Origin of the sequence: Chryseobacterium sp. CH21, assembly GCF_004119445.1 — a bacterium.
In the GTDB taxonomy this organism is placed as follows: domain Bacteria; phylum Bacteroidota; class Bacteroidia; order Flavobacteriales; family Weeksellaceae; genus Chryseobacterium.
Map to the genome: position 1 here is coordinate 111,888 of NZ_QICI01000034.1, position 18,213 is coordinate 130,100.

25 protein-coding genes and 2 pseudogenes are annotated in these 18,213 nt (G+C 32.0%); 1 reads left to right on the forward strand and 26 read right to left on the reverse strand.

Annotated elements, in window-relative coordinates:
* Positions 1–94: 94 nt before the first annotated feature.
* The 24 genes and pseudogenes from BOQ62_RS05895 to BOQ62_RS06005 form a co-directional block, all read right to left on the reverse strand.
* Positions 95–598 (reverse strand): DinB family protein, encoded by a 504-nt coding sequence (locus tag BOQ62_RS05895; protein ID WP_129037887.1) that lies wholly within the window; start codon positions 596–598, stop codon positions 95–97.
* Positions 599–631: 33 nt separating this feature from the next.
* Complete coding sequence (locus tag BOQ62_RS22995) at positions 632–832, reverse strand: hypothetical protein (protein WP_228413748.1); 201 nt, start codon at positions 830–832, stop codon at positions 632–634.
* A gap of 487 nt (positions 833–1,319) precedes the next feature.
* On the reverse strand, positions 1,320–1,817 hold the full coding sequence (locus BOQ62_RS23000; RefSeq protein WP_228413751.1) for a hypothetical protein: 498 nt from the start codon (positions 1,815–1,817) through the stop codon (positions 1,320–1,322).
* Positions 1,814–2,755 carry a serine hydrolase domain-containing protein gene (locus tag BOQ62_RS23005; RefSeq protein ID WP_228413753.1) on the reverse strand — a complete coding sequence of 314 codons (942 nt, stop codon included), beginning with the start codon at positions 2,753–2,755 and terminating at the stop codon, positions 1,814–1,816. Before BOQ62_RS23005 ends, BOQ62_RS23000 begins: the two co-directional genes overlap by 4 nt.
* Before the next feature lie 85 nt (positions 2,756–2,840).
* Complete coding sequence (locus tag BOQ62_RS05910; protein WP_129037889.1) at positions 2,841–3,275, reverse strand: hypothetical protein; 435 nt, start codon at positions 3,273–3,275, stop codon at positions 2,841–2,843.
* A gap of 1 nt (position 3,276) precedes the next feature.
* The gene (locus tag BOQ62_RS05915) at positions 3,277–3,786 is read right to left on the reverse strand and encodes a hypothetical protein (RefSeq protein ID WP_129037891.1); all 510 of its coding nucleotides are present in this window, start codon (positions 3,784–3,786) and stop codon (positions 3,277–3,279) included.
* Positions 3,787–3,932: 146 nt separating this feature from the next.
* A complete protein-coding gene (locus BOQ62_RS05920; RefSeq protein WP_228413755.1) occupies positions 3,933–4,316 on the reverse strand; it encodes a hypothetical protein in 384 nt (127 codons plus the stop codon).
* 12 nt (positions 4,317–4,328) lie between these two features.
* Positions 4,329–4,703: a VOC family protein gene (locus BOQ62_RS05925; RefSeq protein WP_129037893.1), complete on the reverse strand. Its 375-nt coding sequence runs from the start codon at positions 4,701–4,703 to the stop codon at positions 4,329–4,331.
* Between the two features lie 18 nt (positions 4,704–4,721).
* A complete protein-coding gene (locus BOQ62_RS05930) occupies positions 4,722–5,261 on the reverse strand; it encodes a dihydrofolate reductase family protein (RefSeq protein ID WP_129037895.1) in 540 nt (179 codons plus the stop codon).
* A gap of 97 nt (positions 5,262–5,358) precedes the next feature.
* Positions 5,359–5,955, reverse strand: coding sequence for a phosphodiester glycosidase family protein (locus tag BOQ62_RS05935; RefSeq protein WP_228413757.1), 597 nt, complete (start codon positions 5,953–5,955; stop codon positions 5,359–5,361).
* Positions 5,956–6,164: 209 nt separating this feature from the next.
* A pseudogene (locus tag BOQ62_RS05940) lies at positions 6,165–6,533 on the reverse strand (DUF2628 domain-containing protein); the annotation flags it as partial.
* Between the two features lie 208 nt (positions 6,534–6,741).
* Positions 6,742–7,143 (reverse strand): hypothetical protein, encoded by a 402-nt coding sequence (locus BOQ62_RS05945; protein ID WP_129037900.1) that lies wholly within the window; start codon positions 7,141–7,143, stop codon positions 6,742–6,744.
* On the reverse strand, positions 7,140–7,382 hold the full coding sequence (locus BOQ62_RS05950) for a hypothetical protein (RefSeq protein ID WP_129037902.1): 243 nt from the start codon (positions 7,380–7,382) through the stop codon (positions 7,140–7,142). Before BOQ62_RS05950 ends, BOQ62_RS05945 begins: the two co-directional genes overlap by 4 nt.
* Before the next feature lie 71 nt (positions 7,383–7,453).
* Positions 7,454–8,422, reverse strand: coding sequence for a hypothetical protein (locus BOQ62_RS05955; protein WP_129037904.1), 969 nt, complete (start codon positions 8,420–8,422; stop codon positions 7,454–7,456).
* A 64-nt stretch (positions 8,423–8,486) separates the two neighbouring features.
* Positions 8,487–9,038, reverse strand: a complete 552-nt coding sequence (locus tag BOQ62_RS05960) for a hypothetical protein (RefSeq protein WP_129037906.1) — start codon at positions 9,036–9,038, stop codon at positions 8,487–8,489.
* Positions 9,039–9,070: 32 nt separating this feature from the next.
* Entirely contained in the window at positions 9,071–9,583 is a 513-nt protein-coding gene (locus tag BOQ62_RS05965) for a hypothetical protein (RefSeq protein ID WP_129037908.1), read from the reverse strand.
* Between the two features lie 98 nt (positions 9,584–9,681).
* Positions 9,682–10,340: pseudogene (locus BOQ62_RS05970) on the reverse strand (DUF2461 domain-containing protein).
* A gap of 112 nt (positions 10,341–10,452) precedes the next feature.
* The gene (locus tag BOQ62_RS05975; protein ID WP_129037910.1) at positions 10,453–10,683 is read right to left on the reverse strand and encodes a tetratricopeptide repeat protein; all 231 of its coding nucleotides are present in this window, start codon (positions 10,681–10,683) and stop codon (positions 10,453–10,455) included.
* A 14-nt stretch (positions 10,684–10,697) separates the two neighbouring features.
* Entirely contained in the window at positions 10,698–11,087 is a 390-nt protein-coding gene (locus BOQ62_RS05980; protein WP_129037912.1) for a hypothetical protein, read from the reverse strand.
* A 6-nt stretch (positions 11,088–11,093) separates the two neighbouring features.
* Positions 11,094–11,573 carry an ecotin family protein gene (locus BOQ62_RS05985; RefSeq protein WP_129037914.1) on the reverse strand — a complete coding sequence of 160 codons (480 nt, stop codon included), beginning with the start codon at positions 11,571–11,573 and terminating at the stop codon, positions 11,094–11,096.
* 122 nt (positions 11,574–11,695) lie between these two features.
* The gene (locus tag BOQ62_RS05990; protein WP_129037916.1) at positions 11,696–12,871 is read right to left on the reverse strand and encodes a T9SS C-terminal target domain-containing protein; all 1,176 of its coding nucleotides are present in this window, start codon (positions 12,869–12,871) and stop codon (positions 11,696–11,698) included.
* Positions 12,872–12,921: 50 nt separating this feature from the next.
* Complete coding sequence (locus BOQ62_RS05995; protein WP_129037918.1) at positions 12,922–13,467, reverse strand: SMI1/KNR4 family protein; 546 nt, start codon at positions 13,465–13,467, stop codon at positions 12,922–12,924.
* A gap of 968 nt (positions 13,468–14,435) precedes the next feature.
* Positions 14,436–14,789 carry a hypothetical protein gene (locus BOQ62_RS06000; protein WP_129037920.1) on the reverse strand — a complete coding sequence of 118 codons (354 nt, stop codon included), beginning with the start codon at positions 14,787–14,789 and terminating at the stop codon, positions 14,436–14,438.
* Between the two features lie 288 nt (positions 14,790–15,077).
* Positions 15,078–15,602 carry a hypothetical protein gene (locus tag BOQ62_RS06005; RefSeq protein WP_129037922.1) on the reverse strand — a complete coding sequence of 175 codons (525 nt, stop codon included), beginning with the start codon at positions 15,600–15,602 and terminating at the stop codon, positions 15,078–15,080.
* Positions 15,603–16,293: 691 nt separating this feature from the next.
* Between BOQ62_RS06005 and BOQ62_RS06010 the strand changes: the two genes are divergently transcribed.
* The gene (locus BOQ62_RS06010) at positions 16,294–16,527 is read left to right on the forward strand and encodes a helix-turn-helix domain-containing protein (RefSeq protein ID WP_129037924.1); all 234 of its coding nucleotides are present in this window, start codon (positions 16,294–16,296) and stop codon (positions 16,525–16,527) included.
* 111 nt (positions 16,528–16,638) lie between these two features.
* Here the strand turns inward: BOQ62_RS06010 and BOQ62_RS06015 are convergent, their stop codons facing one another.
* Both BOQ62_RS06015 and BOQ62_RS06020 read right to left on the reverse strand, forming a co-directional pair.
* A complete protein-coding gene (locus BOQ62_RS06015; RefSeq protein WP_129037926.1) occupies positions 16,639–17,793 on the reverse strand; it encodes a hypothetical protein in 1,155 nt (384 codons plus the stop codon).
* A gap of 131 nt (positions 17,794–17,924) precedes the next feature.
* Complete coding sequence (locus BOQ62_RS06020; RefSeq protein ID WP_262708305.1) at positions 17,925–18,185, reverse strand: hypothetical protein; 261 nt, start codon at positions 18,183–18,185, stop codon at positions 17,925–17,927.
* Between the last annotated feature and the right edge of the window lie 28 nt (positions 18,186–18,213).

The following is an 18,213-nucleotide window of genomic DNA, read 5'->3' on the forward strand; positions in this document are numbered from 1 at the left end:
GTTTTTGATTTAAATTGTTTAAAACCAGTAATTTAATTAAATGTTGGTTTGTGGGCTGGATTCTATTTCAAAGTTATCCACAAAATTGTTGATTTTATTGCTGGTCTTTATAGATATTCCAGAAGTTGAAATCGGTCATAGGAGCATATGTGATTCCGATATTTCTTCCCATTGTTACGATTTGTCCTCTGTGATAAGTTCCATGGATAATGGCATGCTGGATATATTCATATTTAGAAAAATCACACTGAAACCATTGGGATTCTATTTTTACATTTTTTGAAAGATCTTCCTCAGATAAGCTTTCCACATAATCTACCAGCATTTGTGAATTGTTTCTTATCGCATTGAAAACATCTTCTTTACTGGTAGTTTCTGTAGTTTTAGTAAAATCAAAATCATTCTTTTCAGAAATATGGCTCCACCAGTATTCCTGAGTTTGCCAGATGTGGTGTAATGTTTTTAAAATAGTCGGAAAACTTGAAATCGTTTCCTGATTCAGCTGTTCGTCAGACTTTGTGGATAACCAGTCAATATATTTATTGACTACCCAGTTGTTGTACTGTACGGTTTTGTTGACTAATGTTTTTAAGCTCATAATATTAATGTTTATTGGGTTTAAAAGAAGGTGTTATAATCCGAAATGCCGGTCTTTATCTGTGTTTTCCGGATTGATAAGTGCTTTGTTACTGTAGATTGCAGCTTCAAAATCACTAATGCTTACAGAAAGAAAAGAAATATCAGGCAGTAATTCTAAAAGTTGTGTACTGATCTGTCTGGAAAGCTCAGCTTTTTGTTCGGTGGTGCGCCCTTGCATAATATACCCGAACACATGCAAAAATTTTTCTTGCCTGCACCTAATTTGTAATATTGATAGGGCTGAAGCCTTACTTTGATATCATTGGGAGCAAATATACCTGTTGCATTAGCCACGTCATAAACGGCTTCCATTAATTCATCGGGTGTTCTTTCCTGAAGAATATCCTGTGAACAATCTATAATAAAATGAGGCATAGATTATATTTTGTGTTTTGATTTTGTGTAAGATAAAAGTAATAAAAAATAGTAATGGATATTAAAAATAAAAACCGTTCTGAAAACAAAACGGTTTTAAAATATGTATTTTTTACTTTGTGAATTCCTGTTTTATGGATTTGATTTTTTAATGCTGTATTGCGGTTGTACAATATTAGTCATGTCGAGAATAATATCATAAACTCCATTTTCATTGATAGGAAAATCATAGGCATCAAAGGCAATACTTTTATTATCATTATTCAGCCCAAGGCTGTATCCCCAATCATTATTAAATCTGAATTTCAGATTGCCTTTTTCAATGTATAGTTTTTCAGAAAATAAATATTCGGATTTTTAGGATCTGTCTGCAGCGGAATATCTTTTCCGTCCCAACCGTTTGGAGTTGCATTTCCAATAATTCCCCAGGTAAGGGTATTGGTGTTTCTTTTGGCTGTTTTTACAGTTCCATCCCAGAAATGAATAACAACAGTATCTATTTTTCCATTTTGATTGGGTTGGAAAGTGCAGGTGAATTTCTCATCCAGCTGAAAAGATGTTTTGCTTTTTGCTAATAAAACATTTCTTGGATAACTCCCTTCTTTGAAAATAAGCTTTCCATCAATACTTTTTATATAAAAATTTGTTTTTTCTGAAGAATAAACACCTTCCAGCTTGTTTAGATCTTCTGTACTCACTTTTGCAATCGCTGGAATGCTGTATGGCTTATTGTACAGTATTTTTTCTACTTGAGGAATAATAAAATCAGAATGAGAAAGTTCTGAATTTGAAATTAAAATCACACAAATATCATCATCCAGAACTCTGTAATATCTGCTTCTGTAACCGGGTCCACCTCCATCATGACCCACTCTTTTTTTCCAGAATCATTTGAAATCTGGAACCCTAAACCATAGTGATCCTTAAGATAAGGAGTAAAAGCTTTGTCCGTCGTTTCTTTTTTTAGGATAGTGTAATTCTTTAACGCTTCATTGAATTTAAAAAGATCTTCCACAGTAGAATACATGGCTCCTGCTCCGAAAGGATGGTCGGTTTTAAAACGTAATGCTTCGTTGGATCTTTTATCAGATACAAATTCATATCCCAATGCTTTGTTTTCATCGGTCACATCATTGAAATGAAATCCACTGTGATTCATTTTCAGTGGTTTCAGAATACTATTTTCAATGACTTCGTCATAATTCAGACCTGTAATTTTTTTAATAATATAACTTAGAATATAATATCCGGAATTGGAGTAGTCCCAATCTTTGCCAGGGGAAAAGTTCAAAGGTTTTGCTGAGATATATTTTAAAAATGTTGCTTCATCTACAGTATACTCAGAATTTGTATCATTAGGAATTCCTGAAGTGTGGGAAAGCAGATGGGCAATGGTAATACTGTCGCCCTTCGGAAAATCAGGATAGTATTTGGATAGTTTGTCATTCAGGGATAGTTTACCCTGTTCTTCCAGCTGACAAATAACGGTTGCAGTAAACATTTTTGTCGTAGAGAAAACACGATAAAGGCTGTTATTGGTATTTTTCTCTTTTTTAGGAGCATTTCTATAGCCGTAACTTTTTTCAAAAATAATGTTTCCTTTTTCAGCAATCAAAACAGAACCGCTAAACAAACCGGCTTTTTCATAAGTTGAGAATAACTGTTCCAGTTTTTTAGATTTCTGTGAAAAAAGAGGATGTACCGAAAGCAATACCACGATACAGATTAAAATAGATCTCATGTAATTTTTTTAAATAAGACACTTTTAGGTGTTATAATATTACATGGGATTTGAAAAAAATTATTGAAGTAGAATAGAAGATTTTTTATGCAATTTGAATTAAAGTCTTAACAGCACTGATCATAATCATAGAAGCTTTCCCTGTTTCAATAAAATATTTCATGGTTTTTCGATTTTCCAGGATGATCTTTCCGAAAGTATATTTCTCATTTTCATACCCTTTAAAGTTTCCATACAATTCATTTTTTGCATGTATAATAAATCCCGATTCCAAAATTCTGTTTTCTAATGTGATCAATTTCTGAGTTGTCAAAATACTATAATTATCTGAATTGATTATTGTAGAACAGATAAGAAGTTCTTCTCCATTTAACTGGATAGAAATGTCTGGATATGCATTAAAAAAAGAATGATTATCTTCATAAAACTTTGTCCATTGAAAATCATCGTATTGCTTAATGGTGCTTCTCTTTATTTTTGAGATACAGATATTATGTTTTGATTGATCTGTTTTTTTCATTTTAAGACCACATTTTTTTTATTTCATTTACTATTTCACTGGCTTTGGTTTCAGTGATCCAGTCTACAATTCTTGTTTCATTGCCGTTTTGTATAAGAATAACAGAATAGGTTGAGCCACTCAGAGAAAAATGATATCGGGTTCCCAACTTATACTTTTCTACTTGAAAATCTTTTACCTGAAACTGATTAATTTCTTTTTTCAGATAAATTTTAGGTTTTGTAAATAGTTTGTTTTTATATCGGACTGTTATTTGTTCGGGTTCAATAGTGAGAATTGTTTTTCCAAAAGTATTCCATAACCAGAAATATAAAAAGAGTATAAAAAAAGCTGCAAAAGGAGTGGCAGACGAAACATAGCTTAAAACAGCATAAAAACCTTCTGCCTGAAGACTCATAAGAGTAAGAGTAATAATAATCAGAATAATAAAAGACAGCATCAATAGACCTAAACCCAATATAATGGCTACTGTCCAATTGGTTTTGTTTTTTATTTTAATAATGATTGGCATACATAAAAGTATTAATTATATAGCTTTCCTTTCAAACAACAAGGTCTTCTTAAGCCCGAAATTATTCATCCTAACCGTTGGTGAATCGAGTTCCCAAGCCGGAAGATGAGTAGAAAGTTGATCTTCTAATTTTACAATTCCAGGAGTTACCTGATTATCAAATTCATAACTTTTTTTATAGGTAATGATTTCCAGCCCAGATTGCCTTTTACCAAATGGTGTAGGAATCCTAAAAAATAAACAGATGTTATCTCATCCCATTTTATAAATTCGGTTGTATTATTCTGTTTGAAGTAAAACCCATCGTTTGTATATTGAAAAATTCCATCAAAATCATGTAATGTGTCCATTTCTTTTTCAAATGACTCATAATCTTTTTCGTCGGGAGAATAGAGCTTAGCTATTGAAAATACCAGAACTACAAAGCACAGAAAAATAATAGCAAACGAAATTTTTTTGTCATCAAAAACAGGATAGTAAAAAAAAGTAAGAATTAAAATCAGACTGGTGGCTGCAATTATCTTTTTCATGGAGAATATTACTTATTTTTTGCTTCTTAGCTGAAATACATTTCCTTCAGGATCAGTTCCGTCACAAAGCCAGAAAGGGTAGTTGTCAAAAGTTTTGATGTCTCTCATCCGAACGTTTTTTGAAACCAGATCATTTTTTGCGGCTTTTATATCCATGTCAATATCAAAAACAGTTTTGGTATTATTGTCAAAAACATGATCTGCTTCTATTTCTTCAAGATACTGATCTCCGATTTTGTGTAAACCAATATAAGCACCTCCGGCATCAAGTAAAACCCATACAGGATCTTCTTCAATTACTTTCAGATTGAAGTTTTCCACATAGAAAATTTTGAGTAAGTGCACATCTTTTACATACAAAATAATGGTGCTGAGCTGGGCATTCATATCTTCTGGATTTTTAGTTTAAACTTCATAAATAAGTTGTACGACACCGGATTTGAAGACATTGGTCTTGACAAGTTTTAGATGTAATCTTTCTTTTAAATCTTCAAAAAGAGGCTTCCCTTTCCCCAGAGCAATCGGATGTACGGATATTCTGTAAGTGTCAATAAGATCGTGCTGAATAAATGTTTTAATAAGACTTGCACCTCCATACAGCCAAATGTCCTTTCCTCCCTGATTTTTTATTTCCGAAACTTTATCCACAATGTCAGAACTGATAAAAACAGCATTTTCATCTTCTCTATTTTGACTGGAAAAGACAAATTTATTTTTTGAATGAACCGCTTCCCAAAGCTTTTGTTCTTCCGGACCTGCATTATCCTCGGGCTGATAATTTCCCCAGGCGTCGTAGCTTACTCTTCCGTAAAAAATAGTGTCTATCCCAGAAAGAAAGCCATCAAAATCCATATCATCATCCATGATACACCAGTCGGTTTCTCCGTTGGGTCCTTCAATAAATCCGTCTAAAGTAGTGGCCAGATCTAATATTACTTTTTTCATGCTTAATAATTGGTGATTTAGGTTTGAGTTTTATAAAATGAGAGGAAAGATAGTTATATTTTATTTCCTCATTATGAAATTGGGGATAACTTTGTTTTTACTTTGAAGGTTCTGTAACTCCTATGATCACTCCAAAATTTCCATCTTGCTGGCTCCAGTTTTTTTCAGGGAGATAAGTTCTGGAAACATATCCGTCAAGATAGAGCGCCTCTTTACAGCCTAAGCTTTTGAAGTGTTGTGCAAAATCATAAAAACTTATTTCTTTCTTAGACATCGCAAAGATAAGTTCTCCGTTTTCCAGAATTCCTACGCCATTTCTGATGTTCATATTTTTAGACTTTTCCTGAAAGATCGGATTGATTTTTCCGTTTGTTATCAGTATGGGGCCGGATTGGGTGGCATATCGGATACTTTTATTTTGCCTGTATTTTTTAGTCTCAATAATTCCTGCGTGATTGTTTTGGGTTATATACAATATTCCGTTTGGCTGAAGATAAAAATTGCCTGCACCCTGAAGTGTATCTATGGATTTCAGGATTTTAAAATTCTCAATGTACAGCCCTTTCGGAGCGTTGTCAGGTTCAAACATCCCTCCATTCATCGCGAATACTAATTTTTTATTTTTAGCCTGAACATAGTGATTCAGGTGATCAATACTTTTCAATATTTCTCCTTTGTCGTTTTTCCAGTACATGTGTATGTTTTGCTTCTCAGGATTTGTCCGATAGGTAATGAAACGATTATCATCCTGAGCTTTTTTACAACATATACAAGAAAAAATCAGAAAAAAAAGAATAAAATGGCAGGTTGATTTTATTCGAAAACTTAAATTTTTTATGCTGTAAAACGAAATGATATTTGCTGCCATGATGTGATTTTTTGAGTTAAAAATTATAAAAATATTTAACTCAAAGCTACTGCTACAATGATTATAATCAATAAAATAGTTGCGTACAGAAGAGTTGTTCCTCCTTTTTTGTTTAAATATTCTTTTTGCTGTTCATATTCCGGGAATTTTTCCTCTACTTTTTTTATTGTTCTTTTTGCTTTGTTGATGTAAAGAAGATTTCCACAAAAGCCTATTATAATGAGCATGATAATTGAGACACAATAACTGACCAGTTTCGTTTGCTCTGTTCCGATTATTTTGGGTAAGAAAAAATTTTCAAGACAACTTTCGATATAGAAGAATGAGTAAATGACTATGGCTTCCAGATACATTTTTCTATAGAGGAACCAAAATACTCCAAAGATAAAAGCGGCATAATTAAAGGTGAATTTTTTCCTTTTTCAAAAAGGTTTAGTTTTTCAAGGTAATATGAACTGCGCTCCTGAAAGAAATCTTCATATTGTTGATTTTGATTCATGGTTGAGTTAATAAGATTTTATATTTATTGAAATGGTTTATTAGAATAAAATTTATAAAATAGTAAAACCACTCTTACAACGGAACGGCTTTCAATATATTGTCAACATACACCTAGCGGTAAGACAAGTTTATTTCTTCAATTTTTGCCCTCAAATCTCCAATTGTAAAAGTTTCTGAGTTACATTGGATTTCCGGGAGATCATGTTTTAATAAGAAATCGTTCAAATCTATACAGTTTTGAAGAATATTAAATTCTTTATTCTCTAAATCTAAGACTATTCCTTTAGTTTTTCCATTGATGGAGTAGGTAAGAGGACTTAATGCTCCTAAAAAAGCCTTCGACCATAGACCTTTCATGTTTTCTTCAAAATAAATGAATCTACCATAATTCAGAACTTTGCAAAATCTTGAATACTGGTCAGGATCATATCCATTGTCTTTCTTGTTGGTATATTTTCTATAGGTCTGAAAATACATTTCTCCCTGGTGCGAAACGCCTAATGGGATTCTCACTTTTTTATTTTTTTGTTTAAAATAAAAAATGCTTTTTCGGGCATAGCAATAGAATCACACTTTTCACAGGTTTTGAAATAAACTTCTTCAGTGGATGAAGGTTTTTTATTCAGTACATCTTCTAAGGTCATATAAATACCTTCCGGAAAGTCTCCTTTTTTTATGGATTGATATTGTTTTTCCTGTGCAGCAGTCAGATTGAAAATGCAGATAAGAAAAGAGAAAATATAAAGTTTCATGGTTTTTTGATAATTTTTTCAGAATAGCAAAAATATAAAAAGAAAATGGTGAAAACTGTATGAGAGGAAGTTTATTCATTGTCGTTATAAGCATTAACTTTATAAATCAGCTGGAATTTTATAGTGTCTTTCTTTGAATGAGGATATTTTTCTTCATTCACTCGCTTCTCAAATTCTTTCATAATTTCCAGATCCAGATCATCTTTGACAGCAAACTGAATGTCATTTTTCTTTACTCCTAATTCGAATTGAACCATTATTTTTCCCTCACTTTTTGAGTCTTTAAACAAATTATCGAAAATTTTGTTGGTTTTATCAATAACAGATTTAATATCCTCAATGGAAGAATTGGCCTTTAATTCAGAATCACCGGTCAAAAATATGACTTTCTCTAGTTTAGTTTCTTTATTGCCTTTATCGGTAACATAGACTTCATTACCATTTTTATAAGTTTTGATGGTTCCTTCAGTTGTATATGTACCTTTGTCAATAGGGTTGTTGTAAGAATTTTTGTACGGAAACTCATCCAGCCATAATAATTTTTGATTTTTTTTAAGGAAGTTTAAAATATACCGATGGTTTTCGGTTTGCAGAATGAATAAAGGCTCTTCGATGTCAAATGAAATGGTAGACCAGTAATATTTTAATTCATCTTCATTGGCTTTTCTAATCTGATAATTCCCAGAAATTTCTTTTTTAAATTCATTCCATATCTTTTTTGAGTCATCCAGTTTTCGGGATACCTTGCCCTCTACTTCCATTTCGTCAATATGGAAGGTTACATTATCGGGAATGCTGTGTAAAATTTCAATATTTTTAAACTGTTTCCAAAGGGTAGGACCAATCATTAGATTATCTCCCAATATATCATAATTGGTTGCATTTTGAAGACTTTCTGTGAGCGATTTTTTTACTTTTTCGTTTGTTTTATCGTCTGCATAAAGATAAACTACTCCACTGGGAATGGTTATTTTCTCTGTGATTTGTGCTTTGACAAGATTGACGATGAATAAAAGAAGGAGAAGAATTTTTATTTTCATGGATTGTTTTTAATTGGCGGAAATTATAAAAAAAGAGGTTCTTATTTTTTCTGTGTACTGAATATTATTTTGCAAACTGTAATGTCTGAATTGCTTTTAAAAGTTCTACCTGACTTTCTTTCTTCAGATTTGTCCCATATAGATTGAAACTGATTTTTCCTATTGATCCAGTCTTGAGGCTGTCGATATAAACTCCTGTCATTCCTTTGCCTACTTTTTTGGGCTCTAATATTTTTGCCTTGTACCCATCAATTTTTTTATAGGTTATTTTACTTTTAATGAAATGCTCCTGATTCTCATTTTCATTGAGGATAATAAATAATGTAGTGTCAATTTTTGGATTTACTTTTAAGAGTTCAGTCAAATTTTTTCGGTTGATAACAGGAGCTAAAAGCTGTTCAAGAGAATTTGAATAAGGTCCATAATCGTAGAAAATGGAATCATTATTTTTTGTGATAATAATTCCTGCATTACTATCACAAGCTTCCGGTTTCAATTTTTTCCAACTTCTTGGAGCATTTAATTTAAAATCACTAAAATCTAGTGATCGTATTGAGTCCTCGGAACAGCTCAATACTATAAAAGAAGCGAAAATGAATAAGGCTATGTTTTTCATGGCTTTATTTGAGTATGTTTTATAAAGGGGTATTATTCCTTTTTTAACTGTATTTTATTTTTTGTAAATCCTGTTAATACATCGTGTTCAATAATATATCGGGTAGAATCTGTTTTTAAAATTATTTTTCCGCTTTCATAGTTGCAAATTCCTTCCTGAAATGAAGATGAGCTTCCAGGATTTACAGATTCTGTGATCATAAATGTATGATCAGGTTTGTGAATGCTGATATGATAATTTTTTGCATTGTGAGGAAAGCTATAGCTGATCCAAATTCGACTTTGGTGTCGTCTGATAGCATTTGGCCAAAGAAAACTAGCGATTATAACGGTAACAACAGAATTGATGATAAACAGCAGTGATAAATTTCTTTTCTTTGTCAGCCATAAAATAACTCCTGCAAGCAGATTAATGAAAAATAATAAGGGATAAATTATTACAACTGCAATTGAAATGCTGGGATCAGGGTCAACATAGTAAAACCAGCTCCATATAATGAGAAAATCAATGATGGATAACATTAAAATTTGCAGTGTTAGCTTCATTTTTGAAAAGATAATATTACTTATTATTTAATTGTTTAAAACTTAAAATAAAGAAATTTCATATAGTTAGAAATATTCTGGTACTAATATTTCCTATTTTAAAACAAAGGTTCTCCATTCAAATCCGTTGTCAGCACTTCACTCATATAATCAAAAAAAGGCCGCATGGCAAGCAAAGTTAGAAGGGCTTCTGTTTGAAAGTTGTCAGATAAAACCTCTTTATCTGTAAATTTCCGCATTACCAGAAATTGTTTTTTCTGATTAAATCTATAGCCGGATGACTTTTATCAAAACCCCGTGGTGCTGTTTTTACAGAATCTCCTTGAAGTTCTCCAAAATATTTCACAAAAGTTTTGTCCGAGATAATTTTATCAATTTCTGAACTGCTGATTTCAAATTCTTTACGGATGCGAAGTAAATCTTTGGCTTCAGGCCCCCAGAATCCACCACCTACAAAACTGTTGCCCGGTTCCAGCTGAATATAATATCCACCTCTCAGCATTGGTTTCGAACGGGAATATCCAACTCCGAAATTGATTTTATATGGCGTTTGGTCTTTGGAAAAACGAACATCCTTGTAAATCCTGAAAATATGAATTCCTTTCAGGTTATCATATTCCTGAAGCTCGGTATAAATCTGATTAAAAAAAACTTTGTTTTCTTTTACAATGACATCATATTCAGATTTGTGTTTCGCAAACCATTCCCGATTGTTATTTTCTTTTAAATGGGTGAGAAATTCAAATGCTTTTTTCATGTTTTTATGAAGTGAGGTTATGCTTGTTTCCATTGCAGTTCAATATATTTTGTACAGTCGTTTTTCATATCATCATATCCATCAAGTAAAATGGCTGAACCTCCTTTTTTTACTATTTTATCCTTTTCAAATCCATTTCTGAATACAATCTATACTGTATATTTCCTGTATTTTTATACACTTTGTCGTATAAAATTTTTGCTTCTTGGTATTTTCCCAATTCATCATAAAGTAATCCTAACATACAGGCTGCTTCCGTTTGGTTGGGTTCATTTTTTAGAATTTCTTTATACATCCTTTCAGCTTCTTCAGTTTTGTTATTGGCAAAATACCAATTTGCCATTTCCAGATAATCATCTAAAAGCTTTGTGTCTGTAAATTTATTTTTAGAGAATCAATACTTATTTCTTTATAATCATTTCTAAACTTGTTCATTCCTGTTTTCTTTAAATCGATCATGTGAGTAAAGAAAGGATCACAATTATTTATTAACCTGACCATAAAATCTTTCATGAAATCATCTTTATTTTTGTTAGCTGTATTTTTATGATAGTTTTCAAGGTCTTTCTGAAGCTTTGAAATTACTTCATATGAACAAATTTTAAATGTTTCATCAGTATAGTTTGTTTTACTAGATAAACAAACACAAAACTCCTTGTCAAGTTTTTGTAAAAAATCCTGAGCTCCAATCTTAGAAAATATTGAAATGGAGAACAGTATTCCTAATATTATTTTTTTTTTCATCATTTCGTTCTACAGTCCTGCACTTTTAAATTCTGAATTTACTTTCCACAATCTATATTCTACAGTCCATTTTTCAGGAATGTAGAACGGAATTGCATAATACCCATTATATTCTCTAAAGATATTCTGAGAGCTTAAAACTTTCTTTTTTACCTTCTTGGTTTCATCGCAATTCGACTTGTTAAAGGTTAGCATCTCTATTGGCATTTCTTTGGGTAATTCGTAGTAAGGGTATCTGTACGGCTGAATTGCAAATTTTTCTACTAAATTCTTATTATTAAAACTGAAATCTTCAACAGATGAGCATTCAGAAACTTCCATTTCCATCCCAAATTTTATTTCAACTTTATAGTCTTTGTAGTTCTCAATTTTTGGCAGTGTAAGATCTACTCTTTTCATCCCTTTTTCCGGTTCCGGATAATTGGGTTTTTCCTGTGAATATAGAGCTAATGAATATAGGATAGAAAAGAATAAGATTACATTTTTCATATGTTAATTTTGTTTTTATTTATTGAATAATACCTTCCATAGAACTTGTCTTTGCTTGGTATTCATCTGTTCCAGATTATTTTTTGAAACGGATGCCGGATTGTAATGTTTGATGCTTATTATTACCTGAAAATTTTAACCTGCTGTAAAACTCCTAGCTCATTTTTAAAACTAAAAATATAATTTCCGGGCTTTACTCTGGATAGATCTATCGTCTTATTATAGTAAGCAAAACCTTTACTTATTTCCTTTCCATCTACGGAGTAAACGGTAAATTCAAATTGATTGCTGTTATTTTTATTGCTGATGATAAAACCGTCCTTCTGCGCATTGGTATACACTCTTGTTTTGGTCTCACGAGCTTCAGCGGCTGTATTTGACGATAGGGCACTCTCGGTAATATCAGCTGCTTGTAAACTTTTAATAGCTGATTTGGTTGAAGACGTTGTACTTCCGCCTATGATGTATAATTTATCGTTATATACTTCCGCTGCAGCATGTCTTCTGGGAATCATATTGGATGACAACTGATGGAATTTATTGGTTGTAGTATCAAAATAGGCCAGAAAAGTCTGATTATTATAACCTCCTGCTATAAAAATCTTATTACCCGATACGGCTAATGAATGTCCGGATATCCCGGCAGGCATTGTATATTGATCGGTCCAGAGATTAGTATTGACGTCGTAAACATTGATCAGACGGGATGAAGTACCGTTAAAACCACCAATGACATACAATTTATCATTCACAATTTTCCCCTTGGCTTCTCTTGCTGTGGGCATATCAGGTAGTGGATGCCAGGTATTGGAAGCAATATCATAATACTGGAATCTATTAGAAAATACAGTAGTTGCAGCACCGCTGAGCCCGCTGCCGCCGAACACATATATTTTGCCGTTATGGATGGCAGAACCTGCATGTCCTGTGTAAGAACGGTTAACTGCGCCCTTCGTTACCTGTTGGGTTTCAAGATCTACAATTTCAAGATGGCTGTTTCCCCAACCGTTAAAAATATAAATTTTATGATCGTAAGTCTCCGAATTCGCAAATTTTTTGGGACTTAAAGTAACATTGAGAATACTCCATTTGTTATCCGTAATATTATATTTTTCAATATAATTGGCGTTTCCTCCGCTTTCCAGATATCCATTGCTCACATAGATGTTATTATCAACAATGACACTGGTGGTGGCACCTCTGCCAACGGACATATTAGCGAGACTTTTAAAATGAAGCGTTTGTGCATAGGTGAGCAGTGAGCCCAAAAATGAAAAGAATAATAATTTTGTTTTCAATGGTAGTAAGTTTTAGTGTTTTTGTTTTATAATCTTAAAGTCAGAAATTATCAGGATTTTCCTTCGTTGATATATTCCAGATAATCTTGTTCTAAATTATTAATTTCTTCAATTAAAAAATCGTAAATATTTCCTTCAAATACTTCATAATCTTCCTCGTCGTATTTGTCATACTCAATTTTTATGATTCCGTTGTCGGTATAGGCTCTGTAGAGATTTCCACTGCGCTTGAAAAACAGTTGTCCCAATGGCTTTTCTTTATACTCAAGAGCTTCCTGATGCTTTTCTTGAAATCCCATCCATGAAGGCATTTCTTCATCCTGCGAAAGTCCGTACACAAAAAAGCCATATCCGAATTTCCAGCTTGGAAGAACATCAAATTCCTGGGGACGTTTCCAGATCTCTTCCTTGACTTCAAAAATTAGGGAACCGAATGAGGTTAGAAAATCCTTAACATCTTCGCTGAAGGTATACCCTGTGCTTTCTTCATATTTTTTAATTTGTTCTTCAGTTGCAGGATTGGCTACGGAGCCCATCACGAAGAAATCATCATTTAATTTCTTTTTTCTGTTCCTGAATTCTTCTTTTGTTGCCATATTTTGTTTTGGAATTACGTCGCCAGCATTGATCAGATCGTTATTGAAACAAAGATAAGAGAAAGTTTATGGATAAAAATTAGAGTGTTGGTGGATTTTATTTTATTTCAGCAAAGTCATGAGAATTTGCGGAGACCGTGTATAACCGCTTACCAAAGAGGTTTCAGAGACCTATGGAAGCTGCCGGTGGGACTTTTTGAAGGGAGTACAGGGGGTTGCACAAGGGGGATAACCCCTTATGAAAGGAAGTCTGGCCATTAACACTAGTGTCTAATGACAATTACATAAGTGTCTGAGGGAAGTTCAGAAGTGACAAGAACTACTCCATAAAGTAGCTGAGAGGATTTAGTGAAATGGTTCTATACAATTACATAATGGGTACAGGCCGTTAAGAAAAGAGTCTGGGCATTTATACAAGTGTCTGCCGCTAATTATATAAGTGTTTGCCGGGAGTTTGGAAGGGCCTGCACCCCCTTCATGAAGGGGGGGGAGGTGTTTTTATTAACTTTGAGTGATTTTTTTGCGCAAAGTCGGGTGTCAGGTGCAAAACTTGGGAACTATGCAAAAAGTTTGGTGATCTGAAGAGAAAAAATGTTCTGTCCTTTCCATCCATAAGCTGTATTCTGTAGTTTTACAAAACGCAAAGGCAAGATGCGCAATTCCTTATTAATGAGGAGGCTAAGAAAGTGACAAAGTCGCTGATGAAGCTTTATGGGTATGCATGCGCTTAGAAAGAATCAACTTCTTGATTCCAACCTTTGCTCCCCTAAAATAATTCGCAAGAATAGTGAAAACTTTGCGTTACATTTATATGGGATAGGTATAAATATTCCAACCTCCCCAACTTTTGAAACTGATCCAAAGTCGGGAGAGTTTTCGCAGCGGGAGAACAGTAAATCCGAAACCGGAAGTTTCGGATTTATTTTTTTACATAAAGGCAGACTGCCTTTCGGGGCAGGTTTATATTTTTATTTCAAATAAATTTTTTCAAGAAGTTCCACTGATTCTGCTTCAGTTAATGGTACTTTTTTATCGGTATTATTGGTGAGATTAAATGAAATCAGATTGTTATTTCTAACGGCATATAGCAAATAGGAAGTACGGTCCTTATGATCATTCTGAGGCATGTTTTTTACAATAATTTTCCAGATAATATAATTTTTATCTTCGTTTCGTTTTATTTCGGAAACTTCAGCTTTCACTCCGGTTGAAGAGGCCCAGTAATCATATTCCCATTTGTAAAATGCATTCAGCAATTCTTTTTCTGTTAAGCCTTCTTTATAAAATTCAAATTTTTCAGGTTTTCTTACAGAAATCAGCAAACTTATTTTTTCGTCTTTATTGCTTAAGTGAAATTGTCCGGATTGTTTAAGTTGGTTTTTATATTCCCATTTTCCAGGAATCTCAAATAATTCTCCATTGATTTGAAAGGAGTCTTCTTTTGTGCAAAAGAAGAGGTTGAAACCAGAAAAAGAATGAAGATGGAAAAAAGTTTAATGTTTAATTTCATTTTGATAACAGTATGTTGTGATAAATTTAGTTAGACCCAAATTTACATATTGTAATACTATAAATTATATACTATTATAATAATATTGTTTGAGCCATTTTTATTTTTTCCTTCTCCTTTCAAGAATAAGATACGCAGCATCCAGCATTTTAATCAGATGAATGTACGGGTTTATCATGTTCCTTTCCGGTAGATTATCATAGGTTCCCATTGAGAAATAAACCATCCCGGAAATAAAATAATCAAATTCTTTGATGCTGTACTCTTTGAATGCTTTCTTAAACACCAATAGAGGTTTTTGGTATTCCTTCTCTGTAAGCAAGCCAAGAACCAACGGAGAGACTTCTTCCAACTGAGGATTGGCCACCAATTTCTTTTCCTTCAGTATGATAAGGTAGCCTGCTCGGATGAATGAACGCATCGCCTGATGAAAATGCTTGATGACGGACGGATCCTCTTTTATCCAGCTGTTTCTTTTAAGGGCATAGCTCATAATGCTGTTTAAAAGCTCTTTGGATGCTACAAGATCATTGAGTTGAAAAAATGTTTCCATCTGCTGTAAGCCGCAATGCTTCTTCCGGCCTTTCCCAAGCCGGGGTTGAAAGTCTGTTCTGTTTTTTTTCATGAGTGTGTATTTTTAATAATTTTTTTTAAATGATTAATTGGGGTAAAATTTTTTAAACCATTAAGAATTTTTAAGTCATTAAGAATAGTTAAGATCATAGCTGAAGCTATGTTTTTAGCGAGCTGCTTCATCCATCTTTGATGAATCTTATCTTATTCTCTTCATCTTCCTTAATGGTTATATTTTTTTGTTTTTATTATACGATTTTACTGGCCGTAGAGGAAGAAGTCTGCCTTAACTTCCTGTCTATACAAGCCGAGTGAATATGATAGAATTTGTGTTTTTCTAAAAGCCCTAAAGCCGCAATGGATTGTATACCCCATTGTACCGTATCATGATACTTTATGTGGTAAAGCAGGCTTAGAAAAAGATGATTGTAGAAAAGCAGAACAGCATGAAAATAAAAACGGCATGAGACTCTACAATATCCGACTTGAGGTACTGGTATACCTGTACACAGATAAGAGAGCTCACGCCTAGGTCGTGAGCCTTTTACTTATCCTCTCGTGTACTTTTAAATTACCAGTTTTCAAGTCGAGATTCTAAGCAATAGCTTCTATATTTCTTTGAAGTATCGCAAAATTACTCTAATGAGTAATCTTTTCCAAATATAAGAAATTTTCATTTTGTTACAAGTACTTATAACAAAAATTGTAAAAAAAATTACGCCCTTTGTATAAAGTGTTAATAAATGGACGTTTTACAAGATGAAATACTAAAAAGATTTGGAGAACATGTCAAAGGTTTAAGGCTTAAATCTGGTCTTACACAAGATGATGTTGTTTTAAATAGTTCCAAAATTACTAAAGGTACAGTAAGCGATATAGAAAATGGGAAAAGAAACTTTGCATTTACTACATTAATTGATTTGGCTAAAGGTCTAAATGTATCACCTAAAGATTTATTGGATTTTAAAATTGATTAGAAATCCTAGATTTGTCATTAATTAGAATAAAACAATCTCCGAAGTCTGATGACTTCGGAGATTGTTTTATTTTTTACGTAAAGTCAGATAATTTACGCATCAGGATTACTATTAATCGTTCTGAGATTGTCCAAATTCTAATATAAAGTTTTTATAATTTTCGATTATCTCTTTTTTTGTAGTAGTAGGATCATACCGATTTTCAAAAACCCAATTATATAACTTATCGTTTAAAATGATTGATGATTCATATTTACTTTCATAATTGCCTGTTTCTGCAACAACAAATGGAGAAACCATTTTAGGATATTTAAATTCTATAAAATGGTCTAAGTTAAAATGATAGACATATCCAATATATGCTTCATCTTTTAATCTTAATTTTGAATATTTTTTTAAACATGGTATAATTTTTCGAGAAGAGCGATTCCAACTTTTTGATTTTTCCAAAACTTCAATATATTTTTCTTCTGAAATGAAATCACCCTCATTAGGCTCAAGGCTAAATTCAACAAATTTTAGGTTTCCATTTTCATCATATTCAAAATTAATAAGTCTTGTGATTTTATCTTCTATTTTAGAAAAAATGAATTGTGAAATTGAAGAATTGACAGTATGGTTACTAGTATTTATTATGAAATTACCATTTTCGAAAGAAAAAGAATCTCCTCTTCTTAAATGATTATTTGTATAATAACTAATTTTTATAGATTTAATACTATTAATTAAATGATCTATTTCTATTTCCTTGTTGTTTTCTAAAGATAATTTATATTTTTTCCAATAAGAATAATTTGATAGGTCAAGTGGATGTAGCGATTTAAAATCATTTTTATAATATTCTAAAAACAAACTTCCTATTTGTTTATCAATATCATTTTCAAATAAAGAGGAAAAATTTTTAATGATTATAATAAATAAGCTTTCCAAAATCTGTGTATATAATTTATCTTCACATTCAGATTTTATCTTATTTCTATTAAGTGCTAATATTTCAGAAGCCTTTTCCTTATGAATATTTACTTCAACTGCTAAAAATGCTAATGGATAAAAACTATTTTTTACAAATTGATTTTTATAATAACTATTAACATGTTTATTATTATTAATATTTTGATATATATTTAGTTCTAGAGAATTTGTATGTTCAAAATAACTAAAGTAACAATTTTCTTTTGAGCTAAATTCAAAATTTTCATTATTAATAAATAATTTTAGTGGTATACTTGAAGCATTTTCAAAATCTAAAATTTCATCAATTATCATCCCTAAACTTATGTCTAAAGATTCGTGGGAAAAAGGATCAAAATTGTGTGCAATCCGAATTGCATTCTTTTGGTCTTGTTTGATTGACCATGCCGAAGGAATTGCTTCTGTTTTGTATTTAATTGATAACTTTACTCCTGGCTTAATACTATGATCAGTTTTCTTTTTTGAATTAAAATGGCACCATCTTTTATGCTGTTAGTACTATTTAATTCAATATTTTGAAATTCTTCATTAAAAAAACTTTTTGTTTCAATTTTAACTTCATCTGTTAGTAAAAAAATACTTTGAAAGCCAATACCAAAAATACCAGAAGGACGCAACCATTCTGGCATTTCCTCAATAATATTTATTTTTTTTCTATTTTTAGAAGAACTTCCTGTTTTTATCAAAAATTTTAAATCATCGGAAGAGATACCA